The sequence below is a fragment of the Micromonospora sp. I033 genome (genome assembly GCF_053890995.1).
In genome coordinates this window covers 1-14,718 of the sequence record NZ_JBSSLX010000001.1, presented here as the reverse complement: position 1 = coordinate 14,718, position 14,718 = coordinate 1, and the positions used below count along the sequence as shown (strand labels likewise).

Here is a 14,718-nt window from a genome sequence, read left to right as displayed (position 1 = left end):
GCGCGCGCCGCCTCGTTTTCGGCGCGGCCTCCACTGTGGGTCGCCCTGCGGGGTCGGGTGCGCCGTCCTGCTGCCGGCGGTGCGTCCGACCGCGCTGCGGGCTGGTTATTTCAGGCCTTGAAATTAATCATCATCGAAAGCTAGGCTCCGACAGCGGGAGCTGATCATCCCCGCACGGGTCTCCGATACGGAGCACCACCCTCCACTCGCCACCGCGGACGGCGCCTGCCGCGGTGAGGACACTCCCTCTGACAATCTGGAGGCGCCGTGAGGCAATCCATCACCGCGGCACTCGCCGTCGCCTCGGCTGCCGTCACCGTGCTCGCCGCCGCGCCCGCGTCGCCGGCGACGGCCGACCGTGGCTCCGTCGTGACCGGGACGTACTCGACCGGCGCCGAGCACCGGTGGCAGCCGTTGCCCACCAGCCGCGTGGGCCGTGACCAGGGCGGGCCCGTGGACGCCACCGTGGTGGCCGACCCCAGCCGGCCGCGTCAGCACTACCGCGGCGTCGGCTTCTCCATCGACGAGACGAGCGTCTCCAACCTGTGGAAGCTCGACCCGGCGAAGCGGGAGGAGGCCATCCGGCTGCTCGTCGACCCGAAGACCGGGGCGGGCCTCGACCGGTTCCGCGTGACGATCGGCAGCCCCGACCTCATCGAGCACCTGCCCTTCTGGTCCTACGACGAGCTGCCCCCGGGCGTCACCGAGGACTTCGACCTGCGCCACTTCTCCATCCAGCGCGACGTCGACCTGCACATCATCGACACCATCAAGCTGATCCAGCGCCACAACCCGAGGGCCACGTTCTTCGCCTCCGCGTGGAGCGCCCCGGCCTGGATGAAGACGAACAACCGGTTCACCGGCGAGGTCGCCCTCCGGCCGGGCAGCACGACCAGCTACTACCAGGTCGGCAAGCTGCGCGACGACTGCATCGACGTGTTCGCCCGCTACTACGTGAGGTTCGTCCAGGCGTACGCCCGGCACGGCATCACGATCGACGCGCTGACGCTGCTGAACGAGCCCGGCATGGACGTCGTCTACCCGGCGATGGACATCAGCGTGGAGCAGCAGCAGAAGCTGGCCGTCGCGATCAAGCGCGAACTGGCCGCGGCCCGGCTCGGCACCCAGCTCTTCGTGCACGACTTCAACTTCTGGGACTGGCGGGACCCGAACAGCACCGAGACGAAGAACTACTACCGCATCTTCGAAGACGCACCGGACGGCTCGGTGACCGGAGCCCAGGTCCGGGCGGCCGCCGACGCCATCGCCTTCCATCCCTACTGGGGCGACCCGACAGTCATGCGCGACGCGTACGAGCAGTACGGCAAGCCCGTCGAGATGACCGAGACCGGCAGCGTCTCCCCGGACGACCTGCTGAGCTACTTCCGCCTGGACGCCAGCTCGTACATCATGTGGGCGCAGACCACCGACCAGGACGGCGGGACGCTGCACTGGACGCCCGCGCGCGACAACAACATCGACTGGGCGGAGGTCGGCCGGACCACGAAGTGGCCCAACCGCCTGGTCACGGTCAACACCACGACCCGCGACTTCACCGTCCGCGACGAGCTGTACCAGTTGGGGCAGTTCGCGCGCTACCTCGGCCCGGACGACGTACGCGTGGAGTCGAGCGCCCCGGCGAACGGCGTCAGCAACGTGGTCTACCGGGGCAGGGGCAACGACTTCGTCGCCGTCCTCCGCAACAGCAACGCCGCCGACGCCAGGGTCCGCGTGGTGCTCGCCGGTCAGTCCTTCGTGGCGACCGTGCCGGCGCAGTCGTTCGCCACGTTCCGGTGGAAGGGCGAGCTGCCCAGGGCGAAGGGCAATCACGCTCCGGCGCTGGGCAACGTGGCCGACGTGGTCGCCGACCAGTACCGCACCGTCCAGGTGCCGCTCACGGCGACCGACGCCGACGGCGACAAGCTCGCCTTCTACGCCACCGACCTGCCCGACGGCGTCGGCGTCGACGGCACCACCGGGCTCGTGACGATCCACCCCACGGTGGCCGGTGAGCGGGACCTGACGTTCGTGGTCACCGACGGCCGGGCCCATGACGAGGTGACCGTGCACCTGACGGTGCGGCCGCGCGGCGCGCCCATCGGTGCCCGGGTGGAGGCCGAGTCGTACGCCGAGCAGCACGGCTGGGACGAAGGCGGCTGCTGCTTCGTCGAGAACAACCCGGCCGCCAGCGGCGGCCGGAACATCGGCTGGACGGCCGCCGGCAACTGGGTGACGTACCGCGTCGACGTCGCGCAGGCCGGGACGTACGACCTTGAGCTGCGGGTCGCCAACGGCACGGGTGCCGCCGCCGCGAACGCGGTGTCGTTCCGCGACGCGAGCGGCCGGGTGCTGGCCACCGCGTCGGTGCCGGACACGGGCGGCTGGGGAACCTACCAGTCGGTGCACGTGCCGGTGGCCCTCCCGGCGGGCGACCAGCTGGTCACGGTGTACTGCGAGACGGGCGGGTTCAACCTCGACTACTTCCGGCTCAGCTCGTAGGTCGGCCCTCCCGCCGTTGCCGCGGCGAGGTCGAGTCCTCCGGTCTCGGCCTCGCCGCGAACGCCGCCACGGGGAGCGGCCGTGGACGGTGCCGGCGCGGCCGTGTACCGGCCCCGTGCGCGGCTTTTCCCACCACATCCCGTCACTGACCTGCCGGCCCGCACCGGGTCCGGCGGATGCCGGCCGGTCGCCCTCGAAACTGGCCTAAAGTGCGTAAAAGGGATGTTGGGCAGTGTGCCCCGGAGGGCGGTAGGGGTCCTTGACAGCCGGTACGAGCGAGCAACAGAGCGAGGCGGATCTGGTGGCGGAGGTGGCCGGCCCGCCGGCGACCCGGCGTTCGCGCCGGCGAATCGTCGCGGCGCTGGTGCTGCCGCTGGCCATTCTTCTCCCCGTGCTCGCGCATGTCTTCGAGCTGAGATCGAAGCCGGTGGCCGCGCCGCCCGTGATCACCACTTATCACGTCAGCCCGACCGGGGACGACGCCCGGGACGGCTCGTCGCCCGCCACGGCGTGGCGCTCGCTGGACAAGGCCGCCGCCTTCGCCTTCAAGCCGGGAGACAAGCTCCTGCTGGAAGGGGGCGCGCGCTTTCGTGGGAGCCTGACCTTCGGGCGCGAGGACGCGGGTGACGCGGCGCATCCGGTCGTCGTCGACACCTACGGCGCCGGCCGCGCCACGATCGTGGCCTCCGACGGCGCGGGGATCAGGGTGCACAACACGGCCGGCGTCGAGATTCGCGACCTGGTGATCGTCGGGGGCGGCGCGGGCAGCAGGGCCACCGGCGGGATCGAGTTCTACTCGGACCTGACCGACGGCCGCAGGCTCGACCACGTGGACATCTCCGGGGTCGAGGTGAGCGGATTCAAGAACGGGATCCAGATCGGCGCCGGCCCGCATTCCACCGGCTTCCGTAACGTGCGGATCCGTGCCGCCAACCTGCACGGCAACACCGAGAACGGGCTGATCAGCTTCGGGCCTCGCTTCGACGCCTCGGCGCCGCGCTACGCGCACGAGGACGTCGTCGTCTCGGAGGTCGAGGTGCACCACAACCCGGGAGATCCGAACAATCACTTCAGCCACACGGGGAGCGGAATCGCGCTCGGCAGTGTGCGCGGCGGGCGCATCGAGCGGTCCAGCGCGCACGACAACGGATGGTCGGCCTCGGCGCCCGAGGGGCCGGTCGGCATCTGGACCTGGGATTCGACCGCTGTGGTCATGGAGCGCAACGTCTCCTACCGCAACCACACGGGCGGCCAGAAGGACGGCGGCGGCTTCGACATGGACCAGAACGTGTCCTCGTCGGTGCTGCAGTACAACCTGTCCTACGAGAACGACGGCGCCGGGTACCTGCTCTACAGCGGCCAGCCCAACGCCGCGCACACCGACAACGTCGTCCGGTTCAACGTCAGCATCAACGACGCCCGCAAGCTGTCCGAGTACGCAGGCATCCACCTGGCCGGGTCGGTCAACGACGCCGAGGTCTACCACAACACCGTGGTGATGGAGGCGACGGGCCCGGCTGCCGCGGCCGTCCGCCTGCAGAGGTTCTTCGAGGGCCTGTCCGACGTCGTCCTGCGCAACAACCTGATCGTCTCGGGCGGCACCGACCTGGTGCGGGCCGACGATTTCTCCACGGCCGACGTCCTGATGCAGGGCAACAACTTCTTCGCCGAGTCGGGAACCTGGGCCGTTTCGTGGGCCGGCGCGTCCTATGCCGATCTGGACGCGTGGGCGGCGGCGACGGGGCAGGAACGTCTCGGGGCGAGGGTGCGCGGATCGAGCGCGGACCCGCGTTTCGTGTCGGCCGGTCGCTCCGGCTCAGCGGCGCAACGGGCGGAGGCGCTCACACCGCGCGGCGATTCGCCGCTGGCGGGCCGCGCCCTCGATCTCCGGTCGCGTTTCGACGTCGATCCGGGACCGGTGGACTTCCTGGGCCGGCCGCTCGTCGGAGCGGGCACGGTCGGGGCCATCCAACCCGCCCCCTAGTCGCCGGCGCCCGCGGTGGCACCACCCCACGACCGGTGACTTCCGCCTCGCCGCGTCGTCTGCACAGTGGGAACGCGCCACCCTGACCGTCGCCGCGCCCGCCGCGAGGGTGTTCGCGGTGCTGGCCGACCCGACGACCCATTCCGCGATCGACGGCACCGGCTGGGTTCAGGAAGCGGTCGACCGGGCCCCGCTGACCGCGGCGGGGCAGGTCTTCCGGATGGACCCGAGCACCTGCCCAACTCGCTGCGGCACCTGGCCGAGCTCGCCGCACCGGCGTCCCGGGCGTCGACGTCCGGCGGCCAGGCCGTGTCGGTCCGTGCCAGGGCGGGTGACGACCCGGCCTAGTTGGCCAGGCTCCTGGTCGTCGGGTCCGGCGCGTCGAGCGACCGCGCCGCCGGGATGGCGGCCCGCCCCGTCAGGTCGTCGTCGAATCCGGCGGGATTCAGCAGCTGGAAGCGCCACGCGTCGCGGCACATCGTGGCGAGGTCCCGGGTCGTGCGCCAGCCCCACTTCCGGGCCGCCGCGCCGGGGTCGGCAACCAGGGTGGCGACATCGCCCTGCCGCCGTTCGACGACCTCGTACGGCAGGGGCCGCCCGCAGGCCGCGCTGACCGCCCCTACGAGCTCCAGGACCGACGTCCCCACGCCGGTGCCGAGATTGCAGGTGTCCATGCCGGTCACCTCGTCGAGACGCTCCAGGGCGATGCGGTGCGCCTGCGCGACGTCCATGACGTGGATGTAGTCGCGCACGGCCGTCCCGTCCACGGTGGCGTAGTCGCGGCCGAAGATGCTCAGCCGGTCGAGCCGGCCGACCGCCACCTGCATCAGATACGGCATCACGTTCTGCGGGACGCCGCGGGGGTCCTCGCCGAGCAACCCGCTGGGATGTGCGCCGACGGGGTTGAAGTACCGCAGCGCATAGGCCGCCAGCTCCGGGTGCTGCCGGCAGGCGTCGGCGATGATCTGCTCGCACATCCACTTCGACCTGGCGTACGGGTTCGTCGGCCGGGGCGGGGCCTGCTCGTCGATCGGGATCCGGGCCGCCTCCCCGTAGACGGAACACGACGAGGAGAACACCAGGCGGTGCACGCCGTGCTCCCGCATGCTCCGCAGCAGGCTCGTCGTGCCACCGACGTTCGTGTCGTAGTAGTCGACGGGAATCCATACCGACTCGCCGACGGCCTTCCTCCCGGCGAAGTGGACGACCGCGTCGATGGCGTTCGCCGCGAAGATGGCCGAGAGCGCCTGATGATCACGGACGTCGGCCTCGTAGACGTTCAGCAGGGGACGGCCCGCCACCTTCTCCACCCGGGTCGGCGCCGCTCGTGAGCTGTTGGCGTAGTTGTCGACGATGCACACCTCGTAGCCGTGCTCGAGCAACTCGACGCAGGTGTGGCTCCCGATGAAGCCGGCGCCGCCGGTCACCAGGACGGTCTTCGGACCAGACATGGGAATCTCCTTCCGGTGCGTGCACGCGAATCGGGGTCATCGGTGGTGAAGCAGCACCGTGGGGTCGGGGTAGCCGGCGATGGCCGCCGCGAGCGGGAGGAGCGCCACCACGCCGACGAGCAGGGGTACGGCGGCGGTCGGCACGGCTGACCGCACGCGCAGCCCGGCGGCCCGGGCCGCCTCCACCACATGCAGTGCCGGTACGGCGAGGCCCGCCGTCGCGTAGCAGAAGGCGCCGAGAATGCAGAGGAACACGTAGCCCGGCGTGTGTGTCGACCGCTCGCCGAGCAGGGCGGCAGCGGACAGCACCACGGTGATCGCCGCATAGGGCAGGACGAGTCGGGTGGGGAGTGGCTCCAGGCCGGTGCGCGCCTTGGGGGTGACCTTGAACGAGACCTGCCGCGGCCGTGCGTTCAGCCGCGTCGCGGCCACGACGCCCCACACGACGTACGGCCAGCGGGTCAGGGCGAACAGCATCCCCTCCCAGCTCAGGACGGGCACGGTCCGGGGGCGTAGCAGCCCTCGCCGGCGGAGCAGCAGGGTCAGCAGGGGCAGCCACAGCGACACCGCGGCGAGGTGGAGCAGGAACTCCACATAGTTGACGTTGACCCACGGCAGCCCGGTGACCGCGGCGAACGGGGGCAGGGCGAGACCGACGACGGTCGCGATCGCCAGCAGGGGGTAGTAGGACAGCTGGAACGCGAAGCGCAGCCGCAGCGTGGCGCCCATCCGCCGCAGGTGATCCGGCGCGAGGTCGTACCGCAGCGTGGTGAGGCTGCGCGACCACTGGAACTCCTGGGTCAGCATGTCGGCGACCGTGAGCGGGCCGTCGCCGTGCGCCTCGGCGTCGATGGCGAAGGCGCCCTGCCAGCCGGCGGAGGTGAGCAGGAACGTCGTGGAGAAGTCCTCGGCGAGTTCGGGGCCGAGACCGCCGATGTCGCGCAGCGCCTTCGTGCGTACGGCGTAGTGCGAGCCGATGCACAGGGGGGCGAGGCCGCGGTTGTGGCCCAGCTGGACCGGACCGTGAAAGGTGGCCTCGCGGTGCAGCCGTCCGCGCGCCGCCCAGGAGTTCGCGCTGTTGGCGTCGCAGACGCTCGGTGCGGCGACGTAGCCGATGGCGGGATCGGCGAACGGTCGCGTGATCGCGGCGAGGTAGGTTGGTTCGGGCACATGGTCGCAGTCGAGCTGGGCGACCAGGTCGTAGTCCCGGTAACCCCAGTGGTCGTAGAAGTAGGCGAGGTTGCCTTCCTTGCAGCGGGTACGGCGGGGCCAGGTGGCCCGGTGGTAGGCGGCGACGCCACGTCGACTGGACACCCGAACCCCGTTCGCGGCGCACCATTCCAGAGCCTGCTCGGAGGGGTCCTCGTCGCAGAGCCAGACGTCGTACGGGTACGGGTACCGCTGGGCCAGCATCGCGGTGAGGGTGCGGTGAGCGAGCGACCAGGGCTCCGACGGCGCGCGGGTCACCACGAAGGCCACGCGCAGCCGTGGCACCCGGAGTGCGGGGTTGATCCGCCGGAATCGCGAGACGGCGAGGAGGTAGTAGGCGGGCAGCCCGGTCAGGTACAGCAGAAGCAGACTGTTCAGGGCCAGCCCCGCCCAGCCGACGCGGTGCGCGGGTTGCCACCACCACACCCAGAAGGCCGCGAAGGCGATCGCCCAGCCGGTGGTCAGGGCGGCGACGGCCACCCGGTCGCGCCGGCGCAGGGCCGGGACGAAGGTGGACGCCCTGGTGGCGCGCCGGCGCCGGAAGGGTGCGAGGGTCGGTCCACCGGGCCCGGCGCGGAGGACGTTGCCGCCCGAGAGCTGCCGGATCTCGGTGTCGAGTGCCGCCGGTGCTGGCAGGGTCGGCGCGCTCATGCCGCGGTCCCTGCCCGCGGCCCGGCCCAGATCTCCGGTGGTCTCGGCCCCCCGGCTCGTCGATTCCCCGAAGTCTGCACGTGCACCTGCGGTCCCCGTATCTATATCGATCACTATCGATGAAGTGGCGCTCAGTGGTTCCCGTTGTGTCAGGCGGGAGGATTTCTCGGTCAGCTCGAAACCGACTAGGGCGATGCTAACGGGACCAAACCAGCAAAAGCCCGAGTCCGGGACGTATGGGACACCATCGGGGGAGGTGTGCGACCGCCGGGAACGAGGAGCGTGCCCCCAAGGAAGTGGATCTCTGCCGTATGGTGCGCTGATGCGTCGCCACGTACCGCTGATCCTGCTTCTCGCACCGCTGCTCGTCACCGCGTGCACCAGCGATCCGGCCGCCCCGGCCGCCGGCCCGTCCGCCCCCACGACCGCGCCGAGCCCGACCGTCCCCGCGGTCGACTACACCGCCTGGCAGGCCGGGCGCTCCGCCCCGGTGGCCGACCGGGTCTACCCCGCCCGCGGCAGCGACGCGCTGGACGTCCTGCACTACGACCTGGCCCTGGAGTGGGCGCCGTCGAGCAGGACCCTCACGGGCACCGCCACCCTGCGGATCCGGCCCACCGAGGACGCGCGGAGCATCGCCCTCGACTTCATGCCCTACCAGGTCGACGGCGTGACGCTGGACGGTGCGACGGTCACCGGCACGGTCGCCGGGGAGAAGCTCACCGTGACCGCCCCGGTCGTCGCCGACACACCGGTGACGCTGGTCGTGAAGTACCACGGCCGGCCGAAGACGACGCCGATGCCGTCGCACCGCAAGGATGTGGAGGACCTGGGGCTCACCGTCACCAAGGAGGGCGGCCTCTGGACGATGCAGGAGCCGTTCGGTGCCTTCACCTGGTATCCGGCGAACGACCAGCCGTCCGACGAGGCCCTCTACGACATCCGGGTGACCGTCCCGGCGGGCTGGTCCGCGATCGCCAGCGGCACCCCCGCCGGGCAGTCCGGGAACACGTTCACCTACCGCAGCGCCGACCCGGTGGCGACGTACCTGACCACGCTCGCGGTCGGGAAGTACCAGAAGCTGACCGCCAAGGGGCCGCGCGGCATCCCGCTCACCTACTGGTACCGCAAGGGCGCCGACGACAAGCTGCTGCCGTACCTCAAGAAGTCCCCCCAGTACCTGGCCTGGCTGGAGAAGAAGTTCGGTCCCTACCCGTTCCCCTCCGGCGGGGTCGTCGTGGTGGACTCGGCGTCCGGCATGGAGACCCAGCAGATGATCACGATGGGCCGGAAGATCGAGAACACCCGGGCCCGCCGGGACCGCTGGGGCGGCGACCTGCTGCACGAGTACGCCCACCAGTGGTTCGGGAACTCCGTCACCCCCACCACCTGGACCGATCTGTGGCTGAACGAGGGCTGGGCACAGTACGCCCAGGACCTGTACACCAAGGAGACCCGGCACCTCAGCGACGCCAGCCTGGACCGGTACCTGCGCGACGCCGACGCCGCCATGCGCAAGAAGCTCGGCCCGCCCGGCAGGCCCAACCCGAAGAACTTCGCCGAGGGCAACGTCTACCTCTGCCCGGAGGCCATGCTCCACGAGATCCACCGGCAGCTGGGCGACAAGGCGTTCTTCGCACTGGCCCGCGCCTGGGTGCAGGAACAGCGCAACACCCAGCAGGACCGGGCGTCGTTCATCGCCTTCGTCAACAAGCAGACCGGGCGCGACTTCACCCGGCTCATCAACACCTGGCTGGACTCGAAGACCACGCCGAAGCCGATCACCGTCACGTGAGCCCGCCGCCGCGACCAGCGGCGGCGGACCCACGCCGTCAGGAACTCCCGAGACGGGGCACGACCGGCCGGACCAGGACCGGGTCGCCCGGGCCACCGCCGGCGCGGTTCCGGTACGCCGGGACGCCCACGCAGGTGAAGAGCAGAGTCGCCAGCTCCGGAGGCTCGGACAGCAGGGCCGGAACCTCCGAGTCGACGAAGGTCATCCCGGAGGCGCCCGCACCGAGCGCGTACGCGGCCAGGTGCAGCCGGCCCTCCACCAGCCCGGCGGCGAGCTGGGCGTCCCGGTAGCTGCGGTCGTCGAGTGTGGACAGCGGGCTGGCCGCGATGACGACGTACGCCGCGTCCGCGGCGAGCGACTGGTCCAGGCAGATCCGGAGCAGCTCGTCGCGCAGGTTCCCGGCGCGCAGCGGCGCCGTGAGGTCGGGCCACCGGTAGAGCCCGGGTGGCACGTCGTCGACACCGTGGACGGCGACCCAGTGCGGCACGGCCACGCCCCGCAGGGCCGCGCTCAGGGGCCACTCGAGCAGGTGACGCGGCAGCGTCCGGGTCCGGTCCATGCGCCGCTGCGAACCGCGCCGGCGCACGACCTCGTCGAGCGGGTCGGAGGGCGGGACGTCGGCCAGCGCCGGCGCCTCCGGCCAGGGTGCGCCGATCTCGTCCCGCTCGCCGGCGCGCTGGGCGGTGGTGCACAGCGGCAGCTCGACCGGGGGCAACAACCCCGTCACGGCCGGCCCGGCGGGTGTGACCGCCGGCTCGCCGTCGCCGAGGGACAGCAGGGCCAGCGGGTACTCGTGCACCCCGTCCGCGCCGACGAGGTCGCGGACCGCGGCGTCGGGGAAGCGCGAGCGCAGCCGGGGTGACAGGCCGGCGCTCGCGGCCGCCGTCGACAGTTGGGACAGCAGCGTCCCGGCATCCCAGTAGAGGTGCCGCCACCCGCGCTCGGCGTAGCGCCACCCGGTCCGCCAGGGCACACCGGTCACCACGAGCGTGGTGACGTGCCCGCCGGCGGCCGGGGCGACCTGGACGAGCGCGTGCCGTGCCGCGTCGTACCAGTGCACCCCGTCCGGCACCCCGGCGACACCGCGGGTGCTCGCGTAGACCTCCAGGGGGAAGCGCGCCCCCGCCGACCCGGAGGCGCGGTAGAGGAAGCGGCGACCCTGGCGGTCGGCGGTCCGCACGACGCCGGCGCCGAGGAAGAGCACGCGGCCGAGCTGCGCCGCGTCGAGCGGCCGCGCCGGAGCTGGTACGCCCGCGAGAACCGCCGTCGCCGGGATGCGGGGATCTGGGAGGTCGCGCGGCAGAGCCAGGACGGGCAGGCCCTCCGGGTAGTCCTTCATGGGCGGCGGCAGGGTCTCCGGATCGTTCGGCACGAGGTCGTGGCGGATGCGGGGGTCGTCCGCGGCCACATCCCACTCGCGATCCGGCACGTACGACGTCAGCCGGTGCAGCAGCCCGGCGCCGGAGTTCAGGTCCACCGGGCCATCCTGCCAGCATTCCGCGGTCCCGGCAGTGGCCGGATCATGGCCGACGCCGACCGGGGGACCGGCTCCGATCCGGTCTTCCCCCGGCATGGCTGGCAGTGCCGGGCCCCCGCCGCACCGGGCCGCGCGCACGGCAGGTGGTGCCGGTCTCCCGACCGGCCGCCTCCGCCCGACCGGGCGGGCGACGCTCCGCGGCGGGCGTGGCGGCCGTCGCGGCCGCCCGCCTCGTCCGGGCCGGCACCGACGGGACGACCACCGCCCGTTCCGCCCGGCCCGGCCGCGGTGCCAGGTCGTCCACCTCGCGGGCGTGCCGCAGCGGGGACAGCAGCAGCGGGACGGGTGCCAGCGTGAGGCCGGCGCCGATGACCAGCAGGGTTGAGCGGACGCCGACGGTCTCCCCGAGGGCGCCGCCGAGCAGGCCACCGAGCGGCAGCGCGCCCATCACCAGGAACCGCATGGTGGCGTTGACCCGGCACTGGAGCCGGGCGGGCACGGTGGCCTGCCGGTAGGTGGTCTGGGCGATGCCGTAGACGACCTGGCCGATGCCGCTGCCGAGCAGACCCACGACGAAGAGGGTCAGGCCCCAGCCGCGGCCGGTCAGCGGAACCAGCAGGTTGAACGGGCTGCTCACCGCGGCCGACAGCCAGATGAGGCGGGCCACGCCGACACGACGGGCGAGCCGACCCGCCGTCACGGCACCCAGCAGGGCCGCGGCGGGGGCGGCGGACAGCAGCAGGCCAACGACACCGGGCGCGACACCCACCGTGTCGACCAGGAACAGGATGATCAGGGCGGTGGCGGCGGTGAACAGCAGGTTGACCAGGGCGCTCGTGGCCGCGATCGCGCGCAGCACCGGATTCCGCAGGACGAAGGCCAGGCCCTCCCGGGCCTGGTGGAGGGTGCCCACCCGCGCGACCTGCCGGGGTGTCGGCTCGCGGGCCCGGATCCGGGCCAGGCAGGCGGCGCTGACCAGGAAGCTCACCGCGTCGACCAGCAGGGTGTTCGTGGCGCCCACCAGCTGGGTGAGCCAGCCGCCGAGGCTGGGGCCGGCGACCTGCCCGGAGGAGCGGACGGTCTCCAGCGTGCAGTTGCCGCGCAGCAGGTCCGCCCGGTTCAGCAGCCTCGGCAGGTAGGACTGGTGGCCGATGTCGAACAGCACCCGCATGGTGGCCATGACGGCGGCCGTCGCCATCAGCAGCGGCAGGGTGAGCCGGCCCAGCGCGGCGGCCACGGTCACCGTGATCAGCGCGCCGGACCGGACGAGATCGCTCGCGATCAGCACCGGGCGCAGCCGCCGCCGGTCCAACCAGACGCCGGCCGGCACCCCGAGCAGGAGGAACGCGCCGTTCTGCACGGCCACCAGGACGCCCAGCTGCCACGGCGTGGCGTGCAGGACCAGCACGGCGACCAGTGGGAACGCGATCGCCGTGACATCGGTGCCCAGCTGGGTGACCGTCTGGCCGGCGACGAGCAGCCGGAAGTCGCCGGACCGCCGGGGCAGGCCCCGAGGTCGAACCGTCATCTGCGTCCTCGCACGTGCGCCGGGTCCGTCCCTCCCGGCGATCCGCGCGTCGACCGGCCGCGGCGGCGGGGACGGCGCGCAGAGGTCGCCGTGGCGAGACGGCTGGGTGGACACGGACCGTCGGCGGACACCGCCGCGGGGGAGCCGGCCACCGGCCCGCCGGTCGGCGGCGGGCGCGGGGCGTGCGAAGAGCGGCTCGGGGCGTCGGGGGAGACCCGCCGCCCTCGGTCCGAGGTTAGCCCAGTGGCGTCCTCTCATGGCGCGGTATGCGGGTCGCCCGCTGCCAGCGTCGAGGCTTGACCGATGGTTCCGTAAGTCGTAGCGTACCGTTCGTGGCTACTTACCGAACGGGCGATGGCTGGGACGCGTTGGGTGATCCCACCAGACGCGCCATCGTCGCGTGCCTGGCCGAGCGACCCCGTGCGGTCGGCGAGCTCGCCGCCGAACTGCCGATCAGCCGGCCGGCGGTGTCCCAGCACCTCAAGGTCCTCAAGGACGCCGGGCTGGTCACCGACCAGGCGGCCGGCACCCGCCGGGTCTACCGGCTCAATCCGGCGGGAGTGGCCGCGCTGCGGGACCAGCTGGACACGTTCTGGCACCGCGCGCTGGACAGCTATCAGGACGTCGTCGAACAACCGACCGAGGAGACACCATGACCGAGACAACAGCCCCGGCCGTCCGCCGGGAGATCGTCGTCGAGGCGCCGCTGGAACGGGCGTTCACCGTGTTCACCGAACGGTTCGGTGACTTCAAGCCGCCGGAGCACAACCTGCTCGGTGCGGCGATCGCGGAGACGGTGTTCGAACCCAGGGTGGGCGGTCACATCTACGACCGGGGCGTCGACGGCAGCGAATGCCGCTGGGCGCGCGTGCTCGCCTACGAACCGCCGAACCGCGTGGTGTTCAGCTGGGACATCAGCCCGCGGTGGCAGGTCGAGACCGACCTGGACAGCACCAGCGAGGTCGAGGTCCGGTTCGTCGCCGAGACCCCGCAGCGCACGCGGGTGGAGCTGGAGCACCGCCACCTCGACCGGCATGGTCCGGGCTGGCAGTCGGTCAGCGACGGCGTCGGCCACGACGAGGGATGGCCGCTGTACCTCGCCCGGTACGCCGCCCTGTTCACCCGGGAGTGAGTGACGCGGGGCCCCGCGCGCCTGCGGGGCCCCGCGCGACCTCACCGGCCCTGGAGAGCCTTGACGTTGTCGCCGAAGGTCCAGCCCTTCGACCCGTCCCAGTTGACCGACCAGGTCATGAGCCCCTTCAGGCCGCCCCGGTAGGTGTTCCACGCCTGCGCCACCAGCGACGGGCTCAGGTAGCCGCCGCCGGCCCCGGTCTGCGCGGGCAGGCCGGGGACCTGCTTGTCGTACGGCACGCGGATGGTGGTGCCCTGCACGACCAGGCCGGTGTTGAGGCAGTCGGTCTGGACCACGAAGCCCTGCACGGTCCCGGCGGAGTACGAGTCGCCGGCGCAGCCGTACATGGAGCCGTTGTAGTACTGCATGTTCAGCCACCAGAGCCGGCCGTTGTCCGCGTACTTCTTGATGATCGGCAGGTACGCGCCCCAGATCGAGCCGTAGGTGACGCTGCCCCCGGTGACGTACGCGGTCTCCGGGGCCATGGTGAGCCCGAAGCCGGCCGGCATCTGGGCCAGCACCCCGTCGATGATCCGCACCAGGTTGGCCTGCGAGGTGGAGAGCTGGTTGATGTTGCCGCTGCCGGTCAGCCCGGTCTCGATGTCGATGTCGATGCCGTCGAAGTTGTAGCGCTTGAGGATCGGCACGACGGTGGCCACGAACCGGTCGGCCACCGCGCTGGAGCCGAGGTCGATGCCGGCGGTCGCGCCGCCGATCGACAGCAGGACGGTCAGCCCGGCGGCCTTGGCCTGGCAGACCTCGGCCGGCGTGGGCACCTTCACGCCGGCGTCCATGCCGTCCTCCCAGAGCACGGTGCCGTCGGAGCGGATCACCGGGAAGGCGGCGGTCACCACGTTGTAGCCGTGGGCGGTGATCCGGGAGTCGGTGATCGGGATCCAGCCCATGCCGGGGTGTACGCCGTTGGCCGCGCCGTCCCAGTTCTCCCAGTAGCCCTGGAGCACCTTGCCGGCGGGCCGGGACTTCAGCGCGCA

Annotated in this window: 10 protein-coding genes; 5 read left to right on the top strand and 5 right to left on the bottom strand. The window is 72.1% G+C overall.

Annotated elements, in window-relative coordinates; genetic code table 11:
- Positions 1 to 267: 267 nt before the first annotated feature.
- Together ACW0Q9_RS00050 and ACW0Q9_RS00045 are read left to right on the top strand one after the other, a co-directional pair.
- Entirely contained in the window at positions 268 to 2,499 is a 2,232-nt protein-coding gene (locus ACW0Q9_RS00050; RefSeq protein ID WP_456177394.1) for a carbohydrate-binding protein, read from the top strand.
- A 301-nt stretch (positions 2,500 to 2,800) separates the two neighbouring features.
- Positions 2,801 to 4,483, top strand: coding sequence for a right-handed parallel beta-helix repeat-containing protein (locus ACW0Q9_RS00045; RefSeq protein WP_456177392.1), 1,683 nt, complete (start codon positions 2,801 to 2,803; stop codon positions 4,481 to 4,483).
- Between the two features lie 344 nt (positions 4,484 to 4,827).
- Here the strand turns inward: ACW0Q9_RS00045 and galE are convergent, their stop codons facing one another.
- Positions 4,828 to 5,934 (bottom strand): UDP-glucose 4-epimerase GalE, encoded by a 1,107-nt coding sequence (gene galE / locus ACW0Q9_RS00040; RefSeq protein ID WP_456177390.1) that lies wholly within the window; start codon positions 5,932 to 5,934, stop codon positions 4,828 to 4,830.
- Between the two features lie 36 nt (positions 5,935 to 5,970).
- Positions 5,971 to 7,794 (bottom strand): glycosyltransferase family 2 protein, encoded by a 1,824-nt coding sequence (locus ACW0Q9_RS00035; protein ID WP_456177389.1) that lies wholly within the window; start codon positions 7,792 to 7,794, stop codon positions 5,971 to 5,973.
- 322 nt (positions 7,795 to 8,116) lie between these two features.
- Between ACW0Q9_RS00035 and ACW0Q9_RS00030 the strand changes: the two genes are divergently transcribed.
- The gene (locus ACW0Q9_RS00030) at positions 8,117 to 9,589 is read left to right on the top strand and encodes a M1 family metallopeptidase (RefSeq protein ID WP_456177387.1); all 1,473 of its coding nucleotides are present in this window, start codon (positions 8,117 to 8,119) and stop codon (positions 9,587 to 9,589) included.
- 37 nt (positions 9,590 to 9,626) lie between these two features.
- Here the strand turns inward: ACW0Q9_RS00030 and ACW0Q9_RS00025 are convergent, their stop codons facing one another.
- Together ACW0Q9_RS00025 and ACW0Q9_RS00020 are read right to left on the bottom strand one after the other, a co-directional pair.
- On the bottom strand, positions 9,627 to 11,066 hold the full coding sequence (locus ACW0Q9_RS00025) for a nitroreductase family protein (protein WP_456177385.1): 1,440 nt from the start codon (positions 11,064 to 11,066) through the stop codon (positions 9,627 to 9,629).
- 43 nt (positions 11,067 to 11,109) lie between these two features.
- Positions 11,110 to 12,594 carry an MFS transporter gene (locus tag ACW0Q9_RS00020; RefSeq protein WP_456177383.1) on the bottom strand — a complete coding sequence of 495 codons (1,485 nt, stop codon included), beginning with the start codon at positions 12,592 to 12,594 and terminating at the stop codon, positions 11,110 to 11,112.
- Positions 12,595 to 12,926: 332 nt separating this feature from the next.
- On the opposite strand from ACW0Q9_RS00020, the gene ACW0Q9_RS00015 reads away from it, so the two are divergent.
- Both ACW0Q9_RS00015 and ACW0Q9_RS00010 read left to right on the top strand, forming a co-directional pair.
- On the top strand, positions 12,927 to 13,250 hold the full coding sequence (locus tag ACW0Q9_RS00015; protein ID WP_456177381.1) for an ArsR/SmtB family transcription factor: 324 nt from the start codon (positions 12,927 to 12,929) through the stop codon (positions 13,248 to 13,250).
- Complete coding sequence (locus ACW0Q9_RS00010) at positions 13,247 to 13,726, top strand: SRPBCC family protein (RefSeq protein WP_456177379.1); 480 nt, start codon at positions 13,247 to 13,249, stop codon at positions 13,724 to 13,726. The genes ACW0Q9_RS00015 and ACW0Q9_RS00010 overlap by 4 nt, the downstream gene beginning before the upstream one ends.
- 41 nt (positions 13,727 to 13,767) lie before the next feature.
- Here ACW0Q9_RS00010 and ACW0Q9_RS00005 read toward each other — a convergent pair.
- Positions 13,768 to 14,718: chitinase (locus ACW0Q9_RS00005; protein ID WP_456177377.1), on the bottom strand; the 951-nt coding region annotated here is incomplete at its 5' end.